We start from the raw sequence: 20,844 nt of genomic DNA on the forward strand, positions 1-20,844 counted from the left end.
TATTGACTGCAGCGGCTCTTCATTTACAAACTGTCCTTGCTTGGAACACGGCGTTGCGGCGCAAGCAATATCCAGTCGGCAAGCGGCCACAGCAGCGTTTCAATCAAAGGTGCGCCGATCACGGTCCAACCGATGAGAGGGTCTCCCTTGATCCAGTGCAGCATGATTTCGATGGCATGCAATAAAAAGAACAGCGGCATCATATGCAGCATTTGCCCTTTCAGATCAAACCACGATACCCGGCGTGCGCCAGCTGCCGCAAACAGGCAGATCAGCACATACGCCATGGCATGCTGACCCAGCAATACTCCCTGATGCACGTCCATGCAAAGCCCCAGCATGAACGCAATACTGAAGCGCAGTTTTCTGGGCTGGTGTACACACCAGAATACCAGCACAACGGCCAAAATATCCGGGCGCCAGGCCAATCGCCCAAGCGGTATAAAGTTGATTGCCAATGCAACCACAATGCTGAAAATAATGAACCAGGGCTTTACCGGCAGCAAAAGCTGTTGACGCGTAGGATTATCGGTCATGGCTTTCTCCCACTGTCGTACGGCCTTGCGCCTCTGTACTTTGCGCAGCAGATTCTGTACTGCCTAACTGCTCTGACTCTTCAATCAACTGGCTTGCAGGCAGAACAATCATGACATACCGTGTGTTGTGAATACGCGCCTGTGGCTCACACCAGACCTGTGCAAATGAATTCCCCGGATTGTGCTCCACCTGCGTTACCCGCGCCACCGGTAAACCGACAGGATAAATACCATCAATCCCGCTGGTGATCAGCAGATCGCCGGGCTGGACATCGGCATTCAGCGGCATAAACCGCAACTCCAATGAGCCGGTCCCCGCATTGGTAATCATCGACGGATCACCGTAGGCCAGTCCAAAAACCCCGGTACGCGCATTGGTCACCGCAATGGTAAAGCCTTCGTTTGTCAGCAGTGTAACTTCCGACGTCAGCGGCAGCACCCGTGTTACCTGACCAATCACTCCCTGATCATCCAGTACCGGAGAGCCCACTTTGATTCCCTGCACCAGCCCGCGGTCCACAATCAGTTTCTGTGCATATGGGTCCGGCGCTTCATACAACACTTCTGCAGCACGGCCTGTAATCTCTGCCTGTTCGCGCAGTTCCAGCAAAGCGCGCAAACGTTCGTTTTCCAACGTCAGATTCTCCACTTGGGCCGCACGCAACGATTGCAGTTGCAGTCTGATACGTGCCGCCTCTTCTTCTGTGCGGGCCTGCTCCAGCCCGCTGAAATAGCCGTGTGCAGCCGACCACCAGTTCACAGGCTGCCTAGCCGCCCACTCCAGTGGGCCGATCACAACCGAAACCCCTTGCCGAATCACCGGCATCAACTGGAACCGCGTATCAGCCACCATCAGGCATACGGCCAAAAGGCAAAAAACCACCGTACGCAAGAGAATGGATGGCTCCTCTTTAAACAACGATAACGCTGTTGTGCGATCCAGTGAACTTCGTGGCGGCATGTCAAATCCGGTCGGTCCGCAATAATGGGGGTCAATGTGCTGCTGATCAAGCGCCTTATGTATCCGTCAAAAACAATACATCATATCAACGGCGCTTATCTCTGACAGGCTTCTTATCCTGTTTTGCGCTGATGCCTGTTACAGCATGCCAGCGCCTCCAGGTTACTGATTCGAAAAAATGGAATCCATCTGCTGTTCAAGCGCAATGCCGCAGCCACGAACAACACATGTCAGCGGATCCTCTGCCACCAGCACCGGCAGCCCTGTTTCTTCTGAAAGCAGGCGGTCCAGATCCCGCAACAAAGCACCGCCACCGGTCAGCATCATGCCGCGCTCGGCAATATCAGCACCAATTTCAGGCGGGGTTTGCTCCAGCGCTGTTTTCACGGCACTGACAATCTGGTTGATCGGATCCGTGAGTGCTTCCAGCACTTCATTGCTGGAAATGGTAAAGCTACGTGGAACACCTTCTGACAGATTACGCCCTTTCACTTCCATTTCCCGCACCTCTGCGCCCGGAAACGCCGAGCCGATTTCCTTTTTAATGGCTTCCGCAGTCTGCTCACCAATCAGCATACCGTAATTACGGCGAATGTAATTGATAATGGATTCGTCAAACTTATCGCCACCGACACGCACGCTGCCGCTGTAAACCATACCGCCCAGGCTGATCACGCCAACTTCGGTCGTACCGCCACCAATATCAACCACCATGGAGCCTGATGCTTCAGACACCGGCAAGCCTGCGCCCACGGCAGCGGCCATCGGTTCGGGCAACACCCGCACCTCCCCGGCACCGGCAGCTTCGGCAGCATCTTCAATCGCGCGGCGCTCCACTTCGGTCGCACCACAGGGCACACACACCACAATGCGCGGGCTGGGTTTAAACAAAGAGCTGGAATGCACCATCCGGATAAACCGGTTGATCATTTCCTTGGTTACATAAAAATCGGCAATCACACCATCCTTCATCGGACGGATGGCTTCGATATTTCCGGGAACCTTCCCAAGCATGGCTTTGGCCTGCGTCCCTACGGCCTGGATCGTTTTTTTGCCATTGGCGCCATCATGGCGAATCGCCACAACAGACGGCTCATTGAGCACAATGCCCTTATTACGCACATAAATCAGCGTATTGGCAGTGCCCAAATCGATGGCGATATCGGTTGAAAAATACTTGCGAAGAAACCCGAACATGTTTATTCCTTTAGTGGGCTGTTGACCTACTCAACGGCCCCAATCAATAAAAACTTACACTGCCCTATACTGAAAAGGCCTGCAAAACGCCTCATTTACCATAAAAACGGGATAATACGGCTGTAGCAAATTCGTGATCTTGCTTTTTAAGGCAAGTTCCCCGATTTTTCCACAATCTGCATAGATTGTGTCTTATTTAGAGAAAAAATCTACTGATAACCATGGCTGCTTTAACTATTGAAGATCTCCAGCGGATCGCCCACCTGGCTCGGCTCGAACCGGACCAGGCAAATCAGGAACAACTTTTAGCCCAGCTCAACGGTTTTTTTGAGCTGGTAGAACAAATGCAGACCGTGCATACCAACGATATTGAGCCATTGTACACGCCCTTGTCCATTGCTCAAGATGTCCATCTGCGCCTGCGGGAAGATAAAGTCACCGAAACCACCAATGAGGCCACACGTGACCTGGCCCAACGCAACGCCCCGGCGGCTGAAAACGGCTTCTTTCTGGTGCCCAAAGTCATCGAATAGGCCGCCTGCCAGACTTTTCCCTTTTTAAAGAATATACAGACCGATTGAAGGAAGACCGCATGAGCTCATCTGCTCCATTGCATTTTCAAAGCGTATCCCGTTTAAGCCAGATGCTGGCCCAAAACGAGATTTCCAGCGTTGAACTGGTTCAAACACTGCTTGGGCGTATCAAGGCGTATGAGAGTCTGGGTGCATTTCTCTGCGTTAATGAAGAGGTTTCCATGCAGCAGGCCAAGCACGCTGACGCGCAACGTGCCCAGGGGCATTTCACGCCGCTGACCGGCATCCCGATTGCGCATAAGGATATTTTTGTCACACGCGACTTTCCCAGCACGGCCGGCTCCAAAATGCTGCAAGGCTATATGAGTCCTTTTGATTCCACCGTGGTTGCCAAAATCGCCCAGGCCGGTATGGTCACCTTAGGCAAAGTCAACTGTGACGAGTTTGCCATGGGCGGCAGCAATGAAAACTCGGCCTATATGCCCGTGGCCAACCCATGGGATACCGCCCGTATCCCCGGAGGCTCTTCCGGCGGTTCTGCGGCAGCCGTTGCCGCCGGGCTTACCCCGGTAGCCACAGGCACCGATACCGGCGGCTCTATCCGCCAGCCCTCTGCATTCACCGGCATTACCGGTATCAAACCCACTTATGGCCGCTGTTCACGTTATGGCATGATCGCATTTGCCTCCAGTTTGGACCAGGCAGGCCCCATGGCACATTCCGCCGAAGACTGTGCCATGCTACTACAGGCCATGGCCGGATTTGACGAACACGACGCCACCTCGATCAACCGCCCTGTGGACGACTACAGCAAAGCCATCCATTCGCAACGCGAAGGCGCCACGGCAGCACAACCACTCAAAGGCTTGCGCATCGGTCTGCCCAAAGAGTTTTTTGGCGAAGGGGTTGCTCCGGGTGTTGTACAAACCATTCGCGCTGCCTTGGCCGAATATGAAAAGCTGGGCGCCCAGCTCGTTGACATTTCGCTGCCGCTGACCAAGCTGACCATCCCTGTGTATTACATCATTGCCCCGGCAGAAGCCAGCTCAAACCTGAGCCGCTTTGACGGTGTGCGTTATGGACACCGGGCACCGGGGAACCTGAATCTGGAACAAATGTATGAGCGCAGCCGCAGCGAAGGTTTCGGCCCGGAAGTCAAACGCCGCATCATGATCGGCACGTATGTGCTTTCCCACGGCTATTATGATGCTTACTATCTGAAGGCACAGAAACTGCGCCGCCTGATTGCGCAGGATTTTCAAAATGCATTTACCCAGTGCGACATCATCGCCGGCCCCATCGCCCCAACCATTGCCTGGAAACGCGGGGAAATCATCGACGATCCGGTCGCCAATTACCTGACCGATATTTTCACACTACCAGCCAGCCTGGCCGGATTACCGGGCATGAGCGTGCCTGCCGGCTTTGGCGAGAGCAACATGCCGGTGGGCCTGCAACTGATCGGAAATTACTGGCAGGAAGGGCAGTTGCTGCATGCTGCACATGCATTTCAACAGGCAACCGACTGGCACTCCCGCCACCCGGAAGGTTTTTAATCCACCCTGCACAAAAAAAACCGAACGATACGAATAAGGATATGTGATCCATGACACAGCAGAATTTACTGGTCCGCGGTTGGGAAGTCGTCATCGGCCTGGAAACCCATGCACAACTGGCGACAAACTCCAAAATGTTTTCCGGCGCCTCCACTGCTTTCGGCGCAGAACCGAACACCCATGCCTGTGTGGTCGATATGGCACTGCCCGGCGTACTGCCGGTTGCCAACCGGCAGGCCGTTGAATACGCCATCATTTTCGGCTTGGCGGTCAATGCCACGGTTGCGCCATTATCCATTTTTGCGCGCAAAAACTATTTTTACCCCGATCTGCCCAAAGGCTATCAGATCAGCCAGTTTGAAATCCCGGTGGTGCAGGGCGGAGAAGTCCATTTCATGGTGGAAAACCAGGAAAAAACCGTACACCTGGTGCGTGCCCATCTGGAAGAAGATGCCGGCAAATCCGTTCACGATGCCATTCCCGGCATGACCGCCATCGACCTGAACCGGGCCGGAACACCTTTGCTGGAAATCGTGACCGAACCTGACATGCGCTGTGTGGCTGAAGCCGTTGAGTATGCCCGCACACTTCACGGCCTGGTCACCTGGCTGGGCGTATGTGACGGCAACATGCAGGAAGGCTCATTCCGCTGTGATGCCAATGTCTCAGTACGCCGTCCAGGTGAGCCACTGGGAACCCGGCGCGAGATCAAAAACCTCAACAGCTTTCGCTACCTGCAACAAGCCATTGAATACGAAATCCATGCGCAAATCGATATTCTAGAAGAGGGCGGCACAATCAAACAAAGCACCGTGTTGTTTGATCCGGGCACAGGTGAAACGCGTGCCATGCGCTCCAAGGAAGACTCTGCGGACTACCGCTATTTCCCGGACCCCGACCTGCCTCCGCTGGTCATTGCGCCGGAATGGGTGGAACGGGTGCGCCAGAGCATGCCTGAGCTTCCCGGCGCCATGGCGGAGCGCTTCATCGCAGACTACAGCCTGCCAAAATACGATGCTGCCATCATCACCCAAAGCAAGGCGTTTGCCGATTACTTTGAAAGTGCCGCCAACGCCTGCAAACAACCGAAGCTGGTCGCCAACTGGCTGATGGGCGAGGTCTCTCGCCGACTGAACTCAGAAGAAAAAACCATCGATGAAGCACCTGTCAACGCGGCAACCCTGGCCGCTTTGATTGCCCGCATTGCTGATGGCACCATCTCTAACAATGCTGCCAAGCAGGTATTTGAGGCATTGTGGACGAATGAGGGCGACAATGTCGATCAGATCATTGAAGCCAAAGGCCTGAAGCAAATGAATGACAGCGGCGCACTGGAACAGATGATTGATGAAGTGCTTGCCAACAATACCAAATCGGTTGAGGAATACCGCGCCGGTAAGGACAAGGCGTTTAATGCCCTGGTGGGGCAGATTATGAAAGCCTCTAAAGGCCGGGCCAACCCTGCGCAGGTCAATGCGTTGCTGAAACAGAAGCTGGGATAAGTTTATCCATACCGTTTCCCTGCCATACATGACAGTACCGTATGGCTGTTGTATGCTACGGCAGAAAACTTTTCAATTGCCATCATCGCAATGAAAGTGATCTGCCATGCCCCATTCCTATTTTTAGCTTTCACATTAACCACATCCTATGGCACTCATCACACTGCAAAACGCGCAACTGGCTTACGGTCATGTCGCTTTATTGGACCATGCTGATTTTTCACTGGAAACAGGTGAGCGCGTCGGGTTGATCGGGCGCAACGGGGCAGGGAAATCATCTTTGCTGAAAATCCTGGCCGGGCTGGAAAAACCAGATGACGGCACCATCCAGTGGCTGGGCGGCAGTGGCAATGAACGCACGCTCAGGATGATTTATGTGCCCCAGGAGCCGGTATTTGCGTCAGGCATCTGTGTTTTCGACGCCGTCAGCGAAGGGGTTGCCGAAGCCAAACAACTGCGCGCAGATTACGAAACGCTTGCTGCCAATTCGCAAACAGACCCGCACCAGCTTGATGTATTGCAAACGCAGATTGAAGCGCTTGACGGCTGGACCTGGGAACAGCGTGTGGACGAAACACTGCAACGTCTGCACCTGCCTGCGCAAACCATGGTCGACAGCCTATCGGGCGGCATGAAAAAACGCGTGGCGCTGGCCCGTGCGCTGGTTTCCAGGCCAGAAGTGCTGTTGCTGGATGAGCCGACCAACCATCTGGATATGGACTCGATCACCTGGCTGGAAGAACTGCTGAAAACATTTGCCGGGGCCATTGTGCTCATTACCCATGACCGCGTGTTTCTGGACAATGTAGCAACGCGGATCATTGAGCTGGATCGAGGCAAACTCACCAGCTACCCGGGCAACTTTGCCGCTTACCAGCGCACCAAAGCCGAGCAACTGGCCTATGAAGCCGTCATCAACGCCAAAGCAGATAAACTGCTGGCGCAGGAAGAGGTCTGGGTGCGCAAGGGTGTGGAAGCCCGCCGTACCCGCAGCGTCAGCCGCATTACACGGCTGGAGCATTTGCGGGAAAAACGCCAGCAGCGTCGTGAAATGCTCGGGCAGGTCCGGCTGGGCGTGGACACAGGGGCAACCAGCGGCAAAATCGTTGCCGAACTGCAAAACGTCAGCAAAGCATTCGGCAGCCGCCAGATTATTGATGACTTCAGCATCACCATCCTGCGGGGCGATAAAGTCGGGCTGATAGGCCCGAATGGCGCCGGAAAGACCACACTGCTGAAAATCATTTTGGGCGAATTGCAGCCGGATCACGGCCAGGTTCGCCAGGGCACGCAGATAGCGGTCGCCTATTTTGACCAGTTGCGCGAACAACTTGACCTGAACGCGACGCTGGCAGACTTTATCAGCCCAGGCAGCGAATGGGTGGAAATCGGCACAGAGCGTAAACACGTGATGAGTTATCTGTCGGACTTCCTATTTTCACCGCAACGCGCCAACTCGCCAGTCAGTTCTCTTTCTGGCGGTGAGCGCAACCGCCTGCTGCTGGCACGCCTGTTGGCGCGCCCCGCCAATGTACTGGTGCTGGACGAACCGACCAATGATCTGGATATCGACACCATTGAACTGCTGGAAGAGTTGCTGCAAAACTATCCGGGCACCGTCTTTCTGGTCAGCCACGACCGCCAGTTCCTGGACAATGTGGTCACCAGCACCATCGCTTACGAAGGCAACGCCAGATGGCGTGAATATGAGGGCGGTTATGAAGACTGGAAAACCCAGTCTGAACGTGCTGCCGCCATTGCCGTCGCCAACGAGGCAAAAATGTCGCCGCAAAAGCCTCAACCTCACCCACCCGCTGCCGAGATACCTGCCGCTACACCAGCCAGCAGCACCGCTGCACGCCGCAAACTCAGCAACAAAGAGCAACGGGAGCTTGATGCACTGCCAGACCTTATTGACACGCTGGAAAAAGAACAAGCAGAAATTGGCTCTGTATTGGCCGGTACAGACATCTACCAGAAAGAACCTCAGCGCGTTGCTGTGCTGCAGGCCCGCTACAGCGAAATAGAAACCGAGCTGGAGGCCGCCCTGGTCCGCTGGGAAGAACTGGGCAGCCGCAGCGCCTGATTTTTATCCTTCACGGTATGAAATACGTCACTGATTCAACGCTGCGGCAGCCCACTCTCAGAGCTGCCTGAAACAAATCGCATTCCCTTAACCTTATACATTTATGCGACACTTTTGTAATCAGGGCCGCATACTTCCAAAAGTTATGATATATTTGCAACCTATGCACAAGAATTCAGCAGTTTTCTTTTACGGTTACTTTTGGTTCTCAGTCCCCGGTGGACGAGAGGCAAGCGTGTAGTCGCAAGAAAGCTCTCCCAAAACCGCCGGTGGACTGTAAGCCCGGCGGTTTTTTTATGGCCTGAAATATTTTGAGCGAAACCCTACTACGAGGAATGGAAAAAATGAGTCAGAACGAACAACAATTTGCAGAGAGTTATTGGCGAGCACCAACAGACCGTACCAGCCAGACTGACAATGCTCGCATTCGGGAGATTACCGTGTTACCGCCACCAGAACATCTGATTCGTTTCTTTCCTATCCGCAACACCCCTGTTGAACAACTCGTAGCCACTTCGCGTGAGCGCATCCGCCAGGTCATGCGCGGCCAGGACGACCGCCTGCTGGTGATCATTGGCCCCTGCTCAATCCACGATCCCGAAGCAGCGCTGGAATACGCAGAACGGCTGGCACAGCAGCGCCGCCATCTTTCCGAAGATCTGGAAATTGTGATGCGTGTTTACTTTGAAAAACCGCGTACAACGGTCGGCTGGAAAGGGCTGATCAACGACCCCTACCTGGATCGCAGCTACCGCATTGACGAGGGTTTGCGTATTGCACGCCAGCTCCTCATTGACATCAATCGCATGAATATCCCGGCCGGCAGCGAAATGCTGGATGTGATTTCCCCGCAATACATTGGCGACCTGATTTCCTGGGGTGCCATTGGCGCCCGTACCACAGAAAGCCAGATTCACCGCGAACTGGCCTCCGGCCTTTCTGCCCCGGTGGGCTTCAAAAACGGCACCGACGGCAATGTGCGCATTGCTACAGATGCTATTCAGGCCGCCAACCACCCGCACCACTTTCTTTCGGTACACAAGAGCGGGCAGGTTGCCATCGTTGACACCGACGGAAACCCGGACTGCCATCTGATTCTGCGCGGCGGCAGCGGTGCCACCAACTATGATGCGGCCAGCGTGGCCCAGGCCTGCGAGAGCCTGGCTGCCGAAAGCCTGTTCCCCTCTGTCATGGTGGACTGCTCTCATGCCAACAGCCATAAAAAGCACGCTGAACAGGTTACCGTTGCGCAAGACATTGCGCAGCAGATCACCAATGGCTCCAACAACATTTTCGGCGTGATGATTGAAGGGCACCTGAAAGAAGGCGCTCAAAAATTCACGCCGGGCAAAGATGATCCCAAACAACTGGTCTATGGTCAAAGCATTACCGATGCCTGCCTGGGCTGGGAAGACTCCGTCAAGGCATTAGAAACCCTGGCAGAAGCCGTACGTGCCCGCCGTGCTGCGCATGGTAAGCAGCCCCGTTCCGTTGCTGCTGCGGCCTGATACAGATACATTTTTTCAGGAACAACACATTCAGCCATTCTGTTTGAAACAGAATGGCTTTTTCTTTGTGCTGGCAAAACACTTATTAAAACGGCGTCAAGCCCAAAACTTGTCACCGTTGGTCAACATTTGCTCTATTTTTGACTGCTGTATATTTATACAGCTATGATGCATGCACTTGATCATTTCGGGAGAAACCATGGATTACAAATTTTCAGTTGTCGAACTGCCTGAAACACTCATTGCAGGCATCACTGTACAAACAGATATGCAAAACGCGTCGCAGACCTGTTCGGCATTGTGGGAGTCATTTGAAGCACAGGTCATCAATAAGATTCCCGCTGCGGCCATGCCGCAAAATCCGGATGCGTTCGGTGTCTCACGCATGCTAGACGAACAACGTTTCATTTACTGGGCCGCTATTGAAGTCCAATCCGCAGATAACCTGCCTGCAGGCATGCAAACCATACGTATCCCCGCCGGGCTATATGTCGGGGGCCAGATTCCTGGACTGGATAAACTTTCCGACGCTTATACCGCACTGTTTATGCAATGGCCCCAGTCTCAAAATACCTATGCGCTCGACATGCAAGGCATCAGTTTTGAGCTGTATCGGTGCGGATGGCAGATGCACGATCCGCTGTCGCTCTATGCGTCCGTCGTGAAAAAAGAGTAACTCTTTGTTTAAGCATGCCAGGATGACACCGACCGCTTGTGAATGGGTGATCTGCCACTGCGTGCTTTAAAAGCGGTTTCCGCACTGTTAAACAGATTCATTTCGTGCGTTTTACAATAGATATCTTTATTTTTCATTGATATCTATTTTTATATGCACTCGTCAGCTTCCTCTGCTTCAACAACTTCACGCCGCATGATTCCCGCAGAAATGATGGATCAGCTGCAATCCCGCTTTGCCGAGCGTTGCAGCCTGGCCCTTTCTGTGCGGCAACAGCATGGGCGGGACGAATCCGTGTTTGATATCGATCCGCCGGATGTCGTCGTTTTTGCAGAAAGCACAGAAGACGTTGTATTTGTGGTGTCGCTGGCAGCACGCCATAAAGTCCCGGTCATACCGTATGGTGCCGGCTCATCGCTGGAAGGGCACCTGCTGGCGCTGGAAGGCGGCGTCAGCCTTGATGTCAGCCGGATGAACCAGATTTTGAATATCAATGCAGAAGACCTCACAGTCACCGTGCAGCCCGGCGTCACCCGCGAGCAGCTCAATGAGGCTTTGCGGCACGACGGCCTGTTTTTCCCGATAGACCCGGGCGCCAACGCATCTATCGGCGGCATGACCGCCACCCGGGCATCCGGCACCAACGCTGTGCGCTATGGCTCCATGCGTGAAAATGTATTAAAGCTGAGCGTCGTCTCGGCCAGCGGCGACATTATCCATACAGGAACCCGGGCCAAAAAATCCAGTGCCGGCTACGATATGACCCGCCTGTTTGTCGGCTCGGAAGGCACATTGGGCGTTATCACCGAAATCACCCTGCGGCTGTACCCACTGCCTGAAGCCATTTCGGCAGCGGTTTGTTCGTTTCCCAGCATCGAAGCTGCTGTGCGAACCACCATTGCAGCCATTCAAATGGGCATCCCGCTTTCCCGCTGCGAGTTCATGGATGTAAATGCCGTTACAGCCGTCAACCGGGCAGAGCATCTGGACTTGCAGCTTTCGCCTTTATTGCTGATGGAATTTGCAGGCTCGCCCTCTGCTGTACGTGAACAGGCGCAAACCATGGCGGAAATTGCCGAAGAACATGGAGGGCAGCATTTCAACTGGGCAGAGCAACCGGAAGACCGCTCACGCCTGTGGAAAGCACGCCACCGCGCCTATTTGTCGGGGCTGAAGCTGCGCCCGGGCTGCCGGGCGATTACAACAGATGTTTGCGTGCCGATCTCGCGCCTGGCCGATTGTGTCCTGGAAACCATTGCAGAAGCCAATGCTTCAGGCATTCCTTATTTTGTGGTGGGCCATGTGGGAGACGGCAATTTTCATATGTGCTACCTGCTTGACCCGAATAACCCCCAGGAACTGGAAATTGGCGAGCAGTTGAATCACCATGTTGTGCAACGGGCTATTCGCATGGAAGGCACATGCAGCGGGGAACACGGCGTGGGTTTGCACAAACAGGCATTTCTGATTGAAGAAACGGGAGCAAGCGCTGTTGCCATGATGCGCAGCATCAAACACGCATTGGATCCGGATAACATCATGAATCCCGGTAAGGTGTTTACCTGGTAAGGTTGCGGGCCGTTTGACGTTTATGTTAGAAAGAAGGGTCCTATGAGATTGTTTTTACAGGAGGGCACTATCTCAATTCGATACCCTTTACTATCATATACGCAAGGAGAATAGTATGAATTTCAAAACCATTGCCGCATTGTTTTTGGCCGCAAGCCTGGGAATCCTCGCCGGTTGTTCATCCACACCATCGGTCATTACGCTGAAAGACGGCACCCAGATTTACACCGTTGATAAACCCGCATTTAATGAAGATGATGGTTTTTACACTTTTGAACGCATTGAAGGCGGCGGCATTACAACCGTTAACAAAGATGAAGTCATCAAGATTGAATCGCGAGAATAAACCTTATGACTGGCGGTATACAGACCGCCAGTTTTTATTTAAACTCCGATATGATGAAACCACACAAAAAACTCATTTCCCTGCTGATGCTCATCTGCGCAGCAACCATTGCAGCATGCTCATCACCAACGGTGATTACACTGAAAGACGGGCGAGAGCTCCTGTCTGTAGACACCCCAAAACTGGATAACGAAACCGGCTTTTATTACTTTACACAGCCCGACGGCAAAGAAACCGGGGTAAATAAAGAAGAAATACGCTCCATTGAATCCAGATGAAGCTGTTGTTTCATCGCTTTTGGGGTAGCCTACTCCCATTTTCCAAGGCTTCATGCGCCTTTTAAATATGAAAACCAGACGAATTATCATCGGAATCAGCGGCGCCAGCGGTTTTATATATGGTGTACGCGCACTGGAACTGCTCAAACCTATGGGCATCGAAACACATCTGGTGGTTTCTAAGGTGGCCCAAATCACCAGAACGCATGAAACGGCGCTGGCAAAAGACCAGGTTGAAGCCCTGGCCAGCATTGTGTACCCCATTGACGATATTGGCGCTGCAATTGCCAGTGGCGCATTTAAAACCATGGGAATGCTGGTTGCGCCGTGTTCCATGCATACACTCTCGAGCATTGCCAGCAGCGCAGGCAACAATCTGCTGACCCGTGCTGCCGATGTGGTGCTGAAAGAACGCCGCCGGCTGGTGCTGATGGTGCGTGAAACCCCGCTGCACCTAGGGCACCTGCGTAATATGACATGCGTTACCGAGATGGGGGGAGTCATTTACCCGCCCGTGCCGGCCATGTACCAGCACATCCAGACCATTGACGACATGGTGACATACAGCGTAGCTCGCGCGTTGGATCTATTCGATCTGGACGTTCCGGGACTCTCCCGCTGGGGAGAGGATAGCGGCCTAAGCTCCCGCAAACTTGCCACTTGAGAATTTACCGGGTATGCGTTAAACTGGAAGCACTGGAGATGGCATACCTCCTTTAACCGCTGCATTTTCATGTGGCTGATGATGCCTACAGGTTCTGTTCAGGAACGCTGTAGGCATTTTTCTTTGCTCTCTATGCCGTATCCTGATCAGTCAGTTCAATTTTCACTTTGGTAACTGATAATGATGTTCAGCGAAAACAAAACGACCTACGCTTACAATACCCCACAATGGCACCTGGCAGTGCTATTTCAAACACTTGTTTCTCAGACTTGCAATGTTCAGGAGAGAAGGGGACAGATATCATGCTGATCGCAATTGTTGTCATCAGTCTGGGCGCAGCCATCGGCGCGTTATGCCGCTGGGGGCTTGGTAACGCACTGAATATGTTGTTTCCAACACTGCCGCCGGGTACTTTGATCGCCAACCTGATTGGCGCCTACATCATCGGTGTTGCCATTGCCTTTTTTGCCAGCCACCCTACGTTGCCCCCGCAATGGCGGTTTTTCATCGTCACCGGCTTTACGGGTGGGCTAACCACATTTTCAACATTTTCAGCCGAGATTGTTGAACTGATTCAGCATGCCCGCTGGGGTTGGGTTGCCGCAGGCATTGCCTCCCATGTTGGTGGCTCCGTTGCAATGACGTTGTTAGGCATCGCCACTTTTATGCTGTTCAGGCCCGCCTGATGCAGGCCAAAAATCAGAAATTTTAAATAAAATCAAATAGTTATCTTAACTTTTCCAGCAATCCGTCCAGCTCGTCCAACGAGCCAAACCCGATGACCAGTTCACCCTGGTCGCCGCGTTTGGTCCGCTTTTTCAGGCGGATTTCTACAGGGGCCGCCAGCTTATCGGAAAGCTCCTCTTCCAGCCGTCTCAGGTCGCCGTCTTTTTCCACTTTGGTTTTTTCTTTACCTGTATGGTGCTGCTGTACCTGCTGCTTCACCAGCCGCTCTGCCTGCCGCACAGACAGTTTTTTACTGGCGATTTCATTCGCGGCAGTCACTTGCTGAGCACGTTCCAGCGCCAGCAGGGCACGGGCATGCCCCATATCAATATCGCCAGCCATAAGCATGGTCTGTACGGGTTTGGCCAAGTTCAACAGACGCAGCAGGTTAGATGCGGTGCTGCGCGAGCGCCCGACAGCTTTCGCCGCCGCTTCGTGTGACATGCCAAATTCATTGATCAGGCGTTGCAGGCCATGCGCTTCTTCCAGCGGATTCAGGTCTTCGCGCTGCATGTTTTCAATCAGTGCCATAGCCGCAGCGGCTTCATCGCTGACATCACGAATCAGCACCGGTACTTCGGTTAGCCCGGCCAACTTAGCCGCACGTGTACGCCGCTCTCCAGCAATGATCTCATACGCGGTATTGGCCTTATTCTTGCCATCTACCGGACGCACCAGAATCGGCTGCATAATGCCTTGCGCCTTGATGCTTTCGGCCAGCTCATACAGGGCACCTTCATCCATTTGCGTACGCGGCTGGTATTTTCCGACCTTAAGCTGTTCAATTTTCAGGGTATGGATCCCTTCGCCAGCATGTGTCTGCTGTTCTTCTACTTTAGGGCCTAACAATGCTTCCAACCCCATTCCGAGGCCTTTTGGTTTTTTAGCTGCCATGTCTTTTCCTATTTCTATCCGTGTTTTGCTGCGACTCAGCTCGTATGATGTGCAGGTGCTTCATCAGTTCCACTGGCTGGCCCGCTCAACCATTTCAGAAGCAAACTGAACAAATGCCTGGGCTCCTTTGGAAGAGGCATCATACACCACGCCAGGCATGCCATAGCTGGGGGCTTCCGCCAGCCGCACATTGCGTGGAATCACCGCATCAAACACCTTATCGCCAAAATGCTCTTTCAGTTGCGCGCTGACCTGTTGTTGCAAGGTCATACGCGGATCAAACATGATGCGCAATAACCCAATGATTTTCAGCCCCGGATTCAGATTGGCATGAATCTGTTTAATGGTATTGACCAGGTCCGTCAGTCCCTCAAGTGCAAAGTATTCACACAACATAGGAACCACCACACCATGTGCACAGCATAAACCATTGAGCGTCAGTAACGACAATGAAGGAGGGCAGTCAATGATAACAAAATCATAAGCATCTGTTACTTCTGCCAATGCATCTTTCAGGCGCAGATTGCGCCGCTCCAGTTCAACCAGCTCAACTTCAGCCCCAGCCAACTCCCGGTTTGCGCCAACGATATCGTAACCTGCTTTTTGTTCGTCAAACGGCGCACGCCTGCGCGCCTGCACAATACTTGCATTACCAATCAGCACATCGTAAACGCTGGTTGTCTGCTCGCGCTTATTGATACCCGAGCTGGTGGTTGCATTGCCCTGTGGGTCCAGGTCAATCAACAGTGTCCGCTGCCCAACCTGCGCCAGGCCTGCCGCCAGGTTGACGGCTGTGGTTGTCTTGCCAACACCACCCTTTTGATTGGCTACACAAAAAATTCGACAGGCCATGATATGCGCTTCCTCATAACGGATTACCCCTCAACTCTCAGATGCATCTCTATTTTTATCTGCTCTTGATTATGACACAGACCTTTGGCAGAGCAGAGCATTCGTCACCTTGACTCTCAATTATTCTGTGGTTCCCTGCTCAGCAGGAAATGGCCGCATCCACACCAGACAGCGTTGTGCACCCATCTGGGGTACGTGCAATTGTTCCACGTGAAACACATTGACACTATTCTCGATCTGCCTGATCTCATCCACCGGCTCTTTGCCTTTCATTGCACACCAGACACCTTGAGGACTTAACAACGGGGATGTGAGTTGGATAAAATCTGCCAGAGAAGAAAATGCCCGTGAGATCACCAGACTAAAGCGCTGCTGAGTGCTTTGTAACTGTTCAACACGCACATGTTTCGCTTGCAAGTTTTTCAGTTTTAAAACACCTGCAGCCTGCTGTACAAATGCCATTTTTTTTGCTACCGCATCCACCGCTGTAACAGACCATTCCGGCAGCATTATTGCCAGCACAACCGCAGGCAATCCTGCGCCGCTGCCAACGTCCAGAATATGAGCCCCGGGAGTATATGGCACCTGTTTTTGCAGAGGATAAATAACTGCCAGACAATCAAAAATATGCTGCACCAGCATTTCCTGCACATCACGAACTGCGGTCAGGTTGTATACATGGTTCCACTGGTGCAGTTGCTTGATATAGTCAAGCAGTTGCACAACCTGTGTTTCCGATGCCCGTAGATCCAACAGCTCCAGCCCTTGCAGCAAGGAAGTGTGGAGTTGTTCCATTGTCAATTCATCCTGCTTCATCGCTGCTTTTCACCCTCAGCCACATTGGTTTGCACAGATGTTTCGCGTTGATGCTCTGCCTGCACACGCCGCAGCTTCTTCAGGTATATCAACAGCAACGAAATCGCCGCAGGGGTTATGCCTGAAATGCGAGAGGCCTGTCCCAAAGTCTGTGGTTTATGCTGGTTCAGCTTTTGCCGCACTTCTATCGACAATGCGCTCACTTGCATATAGTCCAGATCGGCAGGCAAGGGGAGGGTTTCAAAAGCGGCGGCTTTTTCCACCTCATCTTTCTGCCGGTCAATATACCCGGCATACTTAATCGTAATTTCAACCTGCTCTCGTACTTCCGGTGGCAATGTTTCACGTGAAACAATTACTGCCTCCTCGGTTTCATCAGAAGGTTGAGGCGCCAGCGACAAAACATTTTCCAGCGATATGCCAGGGCGGCGCAGCAGATCTGCCAGCGCATACTCGTGCTCAATCGGCTTGCCCAGCACCTTTTCCACCTGTTGCATATCTGCCGTCTGAGGTCGAATCCAGGTACTGCGCAAATATGCCAGTTCGCGGTCAATCATATCGCGTTTGCGGCAAAAAGCATTCCATCGCTCGTCATCCACCAAGCCCAAAGACCGGCCCACAGCAGTCAACCGCAAGTCGGCATTGTCTTCACGCAATTGCAAGCGAAACTCCGCCCGGCTGGTAAACATGCGATAGGGTTCTGTAACGCCTTTGGTAATAAGGTCATCTATCAGCACCCCCAGATATGCTTCATCACGGCGGGGCAACCAGGCAGGCTGTCCCTTCACATATAAGCCGGCATTGGCTCCGGCAAATAAGCCTTGTGCTGCCGCCTCTTCGTAACCGGTGGTGCCATTAATCTGCCCGGCGAAAAAGAGCCCTGAAATCTGCTGCGTTTCAAAGTTTGGCTTCAGCGACCTAGGATCATAATAATCATATTCAATCGCATAGCCCGGCCGCAGGATAAATGCATTTTCCAGCCCCGGCATGCTGCGAACCAATGCATACTGGATATCAAATGGCAACGAGGTCGATATGCCATTGGGATAATACTCATGGGTTGTCAGCCCCTCCGGCTCCAGAAAAATCTGGTGCGATGACTTGTCCGCAAACCGGTTGATTTTATCTTCGATGCTTGGACAATACCGCGGACCCACCCCCTCAATCACACCGGTAAACATCGGGCTGCGGTCAAACCCGGAGCGGATAATATCGTGGGTATGCTCATTGGTGTGCGTGATCCAGCAGGGCATTTGCCGGGGATGCTGGTTGGCGTTACCCAGAAAACTGAAAACCGGGATCGGGTCCAGGTCCCCTGGCTGTTCCTGCAGTTTAGAAAAATCAATGCTGCGCCCATCAATGCGGGGCGGGGTTCCTGTTTTCAGGCGACCTTGTGGCAGTTTCAGCCCTTTCAGCCGGAGAGCCAGTGTAGAGGCGGGTGGATCACCGGCACGGCCACCTGCATAGTTATTCAAACCAATGTGAATTTTCCCGTCCAGAAACGTACCCGCTGTCAACACCACCGCTCGTCCGGCAAACTGGATGCCGGCCTGTGTCACAGCACCACAAACACGTTCGTTCTGGCCGTCACTTTCCAGCATCAGATCCACCACCGGCTGCTGAAACAGCCACAGATTCGGCTGGTTTTCCAGCCGCTGGCGAATAGCGGCTTTATATAAAATACGATCCGCCTGGGCACGTGTTGCACGCACCGCCGGCCCTTTCGAGCCATTCAGGATACGGAATTGAATGCCGCCCTCGTCGGTTGCCGCAGCCATGGCACCGCCCAGCGCATCAACCTCTTTCACCAAATGCCCTTTACCGATTCCGCCGATCGACGGGTTACAGCTCATTTGTCCCAGTGTCTCAATATTGTGCGTCAGCAGCAAGGTTTTACAGCCCATGCGGGCGGCTGCCAGCGCAGCCTCAGTGCCGGCATGGCCACCGCCAACCACAATGACATCAAATTTGTCCGGATACAGCATGAAATCCTTTTTTGGCAAATTGCCAAGTTCTTCATCAAAAGTGCTATTTTAATTCTGACGCCAATGGTATGGATGGTATCGCCGGGATATGTGAAAAATAATTATGGTTTTCAACAGCCTGCAGCAGCCGCTTCTTTCATTCCGATAAAAAGCCGGCAAAAAAAAACCAGAACATTTTGTCCTGGTTTAATGTCATGATCACACTTTTATTTTTTCGGGGGTTTATTTTTAAACTTCTCGTTGTCTAATTCTCCTCGGGCCTCCTGCAATCAACCAACTATTGTCAGTTGGCCATCGCATTAAACCCATGATAAGAGAAATGTAATTAAATGGCATCGGGACAAACCCTAGATGCGGTATCCCAACAGCGACACCATGGTCACAATCGCCTTGCTTATTGATTCAGCAAAAAGACCGCCAAGGAGGCCCGCAGGTTGGGAAAACGGTGGATGACTCTGCCGTTTTGCAACCCGAAGCTTTTCTGCACATGCAGTCCATTGCGCTCTGCCAAAATCTCAAAGTCGACAAACGTCCCCACACGGATATTGGGCGTGTCATACCATTCATAGGGCAGGGTGCGGGTCACCGGCATGCGGCCTTTTAGTACCGAAAACCGGTTGGGCCAATGCGCAAAGTTGGGGAAGCTCGCTACCACCTGACGCCCGACACGGGCCGTTTCCCGCAACACGGCTTCCAGGTTGCGGATATGCTGCAATGTATTGATCTGCAACACCACATCAAAGCTTCGATCTTCAAAGATCTTCAGCCCATCCTCCAGATTCAACTGCAGGACATCAACACCTCGTTGAACACACTCATGCACGTTGGCATCATCAATTTCAACACCATAGCCGGTACAGCCCCGTTCATCGCGCAAATAAGCCAGCATTTCGCCATTGCCGCAGCCCAGGTCCAGCACCCGGCTTCCCGTGGGCACCAGGTCTGCCAGTAACTTCATTGTCGTGCGTCCGGTCATGGCTGAACCTCCTGCGCAATATGATCAAAATAGGCTTTGACAACCTGATGGTAGCGTGGGTCTGTCAGCAGAAATGCATCATGTCCATGCGGAGCGTCAATTTCTGCATAGGTCACCGGATGTTTATTGTCCAGCAACGCCTTGACAATCTCCCGGCTGCGCTCCGGTGAAAAACGCCAGTCCGTCGTAAAACTGATCACCAGAAACCGCGCCAACACATTGGACAGCGCAGTGCTTAAACTGCCGTTGTACGCCTTTGCCGGGTCAAAATAGTCCAGCGCCCGTGTAATCAGAAGGTAGGTATTGGCATCAAAGTATTCACTGAACTTGTCTGCCTGGTGCTTCAGATAACTCTCTATCTGAAACTCCACGTCAAAGCTGTAGGCCGCATCGCCATGGTATTCGGGACGGCGTTCACGGCCAAACTTCTGCTGCATAACATCGTCACTCAAATACGTGATATGCCCCAGCATCCGCGCCACCCGCAAACCATTGCGGGGAATAACGCCTTCCTGCAGATAGTTGCCGCCACGGAAATCCGGGTCGCTCATAATGGCACGCCGCGCCACCTCATTAAAAGCAATGTTTTCTGTGGAAAGATTGGGCGCTGTCGCCACCGCCACACAGTGCCGCATGCGGGCAGGGTATTGCAGCGCCCAGGAAAGCACCTGCATGCCGCCAAGGCTACCGCCCATGACCGCCGCCAGTTGTTCAATGCCCAATGCATCGAGCAGCCGGGCCTGCGCGGCAACCCAGTCCTCTACGGTGACCACCGGAAAATCCGCGCCATACGGCTGGCCCTTCACAGCAGAATCCGGATTCGGATGCGTGGGTCCTGTAGAGCCAAAACACGACCCCAGATTATTGATACCGATGACAAAAAAGCGGTCGGTATCCACAGGTTTGCCTGGGCCGACCATGTTGTCCCACCAGCCAAGGTCATCCGGATCATTGGCATAACTGCCTGCAACATGGTGCGATGCATTCAACGCATGGCAGATTAAAACCGCATTGCTGCGCTGTGCATTGAGCTGGCCATAGGTTTCATAAACCAATTGGTAGTCATGAATCTGCGCACCGGAAGACAACTGCAACGGTTGCGCAAAATGCATAGTCTGTGGTTGAACAAGCATGACAAACTCATCCCATTAAAAAAACCGGCTCTGCCTGACCAAGCAAGAAC

20 protein-coding genes and 1 riboswitch are annotated in these 20,844 nt (G+C 53.0%); of the genes, 11 read left to right on the top strand and 9 right to left on the bottom strand.

The genetic code is table 11. The features are described 5' to 3' along the window. Positions 1 to 23: 23 nt before the first annotated feature. The 3 genes from mreD to CUZ56_RS13790 form a co-directional block, all read right to left on the bottom strand. Entirely contained in the window at positions 24 to 536 is a 513-nt protein-coding gene (mreD, locus tag CUZ56_RS13780) for a rod shape-determining protein MreD (protein ID WP_126980992.1), read from the bottom strand. Then, a complete protein-coding gene (gene mreC / locus CUZ56_RS13785; RefSeq protein ID WP_126980993.1) occupies positions 526 to 1,497 on the bottom strand; it encodes a rod shape-determining protein MreC in 972 nt (323 codons plus the stop codon). Before mreC ends, mreD begins: the two co-directional genes overlap by 11 nt. A gap of 162 nt (positions 1,498 to 1,659) precedes the next feature. Next, a complete protein-coding gene (locus CUZ56_RS13790; RefSeq protein WP_126980994.1) occupies positions 1,660 to 2,694 on the bottom strand; it encodes a rod shape-determining protein in 1,035 nt (344 codons plus the stop codon). Between the two features lie 221 nt (positions 2,695 to 2,915). Between CUZ56_RS13790 and gatC the strand changes: the two genes are divergently transcribed. From gatC to crcB, 11 genes are all read left to right on the top strand, one after another. Beyond that, complete coding sequence (gene gatC, locus CUZ56_RS13795; RefSeq protein ID WP_126980995.1) at positions 2,916 to 3,227, top strand: Asp-tRNA(Asn)/Glu-tRNA(Gln) amidotransferase subunit GatC; 312 nt, start codon at positions 2,916 to 2,918, stop codon at positions 3,225 to 3,227. Positions 3,228 to 3,286: 59 nt separating this feature from the next. After that, positions 3,287 to 4,783 carry an Asp-tRNA(Asn)/Glu-tRNA(Gln) amidotransferase subunit GatA gene (gatA, locus tag CUZ56_RS13800; protein WP_126980996.1) on the top strand — a complete coding sequence of 499 codons (1,497 nt, stop codon included), beginning with the start codon at positions 3,287 to 3,289 and terminating at the stop codon, positions 4,781 to 4,783. A 50-nt stretch (positions 4,784 to 4,833) separates the two neighbouring features. Then, the gene (gene gatB / locus CUZ56_RS13805) at positions 4,834 to 6,285 is read left to right on the top strand and encodes an Asp-tRNA(Asn)/Glu-tRNA(Gln) amidotransferase subunit GatB (protein ID WP_126980997.1); all 1,452 of its coding nucleotides are present in this window, start codon (positions 4,834 to 4,836) and stop codon (positions 6,283 to 6,285) included. A 148-nt stretch (positions 6,286 to 6,433) separates the two neighbouring features. Next, positions 6,434 to 8,371, top strand: a complete 1,938-nt coding sequence (locus CUZ56_RS13810; protein ID WP_126980998.1) for an ATP-binding cassette domain-containing protein — start codon at positions 6,434 to 6,436, stop codon at positions 8,369 to 8,371. A gap of 344 nt (positions 8,372 to 8,715) precedes the next feature. Then, a complete protein-coding gene (locus CUZ56_RS13815) occupies positions 8,716 to 9,879 on the top strand; it encodes a 3-deoxy-7-phosphoheptulonate synthase (RefSeq protein ID WP_126980999.1) in 1,164 nt (387 codons plus the stop codon). Between the two features lie 199 nt (positions 9,880 to 10,078). Then, positions 10,079 to 10,555: a GyrI-like domain-containing protein gene (locus tag CUZ56_RS13820; RefSeq protein ID WP_162615367.1), complete on the top strand. Its 477-nt coding sequence runs from the start codon at positions 10,079 to 10,081 to the stop codon at positions 10,553 to 10,555. 210 nt (positions 10,556 to 10,765) lie between these two features. After that, entirely contained in the window at positions 10,766 to 12,124 is a 1,359-nt protein-coding gene (locus CUZ56_RS13825) for an FAD-binding oxidoreductase (RefSeq protein ID WP_404948045.1), read from the top strand. Positions 12,125 to 12,239: 115 nt separating this feature from the next. Next, a complete protein-coding gene (locus CUZ56_RS13830; protein WP_126981002.1) occupies positions 12,240 to 12,470 on the top strand; it encodes a YgdI/YgdR family lipoprotein in 231 nt (76 codons plus the stop codon). 50 nt (positions 12,471 to 12,520) lie between these two features. Beyond that, a complete protein-coding gene (locus tag CUZ56_RS13835) occupies positions 12,521 to 12,748 on the top strand; it encodes a YgdI/YgdR family lipoprotein (RefSeq protein WP_204250915.1) in 228 nt (75 codons plus the stop codon). Positions 12,749 to 12,815: 67 nt separating this feature from the next. Further along, positions 12,816 to 13,412, top strand: coding sequence for a UbiX family flavin prenyltransferase (locus CUZ56_RS13840; RefSeq protein WP_126981003.1), 597 nt, complete (start codon positions 12,816 to 12,818; stop codon positions 13,410 to 13,412). Between the two features lie 25 nt (positions 13,413 to 13,437). Next, a riboswitch (Fluoride riboswitch) is annotated at positions 13,438 to 13,507 on the top strand. A gap of 207 nt (positions 13,508 to 13,714) precedes the next feature. Next, on the top strand, positions 13,715 to 14,098 hold the full coding sequence (crcB, locus tag CUZ56_RS13845; protein WP_126981004.1) for a fluoride efflux transporter CrcB: 384 nt from the start codon (positions 13,715 to 13,717) through the stop codon (positions 14,096 to 14,098). Positions 14,099 to 14,138: 40 nt separating this feature from the next. Here crcB and CUZ56_RS13850 read toward each other — a convergent pair whose 3' ends face one another. The 6 genes from CUZ56_RS13850 to metX form a co-directional block, all read right to left on the bottom strand. Beyond that, positions 14,139 to 15,032 carry a ParB/RepB/Spo0J family partition protein gene (locus CUZ56_RS13850; protein WP_126981005.1) on the bottom strand — a complete coding sequence of 298 codons (894 nt, stop codon included), beginning with the start codon at positions 15,030 to 15,032 and terminating at the stop codon, positions 14,139 to 14,141. Between the two features lie 63 nt (positions 15,033 to 15,095). Next, entirely contained in the window at positions 15,096 to 15,884 is a 789-nt protein-coding gene (locus CUZ56_RS13855; RefSeq protein WP_126981006.1) for a ParA family protein, read from the bottom strand. Between the two features lie 120 nt (positions 15,885 to 16,004). Further along, the gene (rsmG, locus tag CUZ56_RS13860) at positions 16,005 to 16,679 is read right to left on the bottom strand and encodes a 16S rRNA (guanine(527)-N(7))-methyltransferase RsmG (RefSeq protein WP_126981007.1); all 675 of its coding nucleotides are present in this window, start codon (positions 16,677 to 16,679) and stop codon (positions 16,005 to 16,007) included. Between the two features lie 17 nt (positions 16,680 to 16,696). Beyond that, a complete protein-coding gene (gene mnmG / locus CUZ56_RS13865; RefSeq protein WP_126981008.1) occupies positions 16,697 to 18,685 on the bottom strand; it encodes a tRNA uridine-5-carboxymethylaminomethyl(34) synthesis enzyme MnmG in 1,989 nt (662 codons plus the stop codon). A gap of 394 nt (positions 18,686 to 19,079) precedes the next feature. Continuing rightward, positions 19,080 to 19,661, bottom strand: coding sequence for a methionine biosynthesis protein MetW (gene metW, locus CUZ56_RS13870; RefSeq protein WP_126981009.1), 582 nt, complete (start codon positions 19,659 to 19,661; stop codon positions 19,080 to 19,082). Then, positions 19,658 to 20,794: a homoserine O-succinyltransferase MetX gene (gene metX, locus CUZ56_RS13875; protein WP_126981010.1), complete on the bottom strand. Its 1,137-nt coding sequence runs from the start codon at positions 20,792 to 20,794 to the stop codon at positions 19,658 to 19,660. The genes metW and metX overlap by 4 nt, the downstream gene beginning before the upstream one ends. Positions 20,795 to 20,844: the final 50 nt, after the last annotated feature.

Source organism: Saezia sanguinis (assembly GCF_003991585.1).
Classification (GTDB): Bacteria; Pseudomonadota; Gammaproteobacteria; order Burkholderiales; family Burkholderiaceae_C; genus Saezia; species Saezia sanguinis.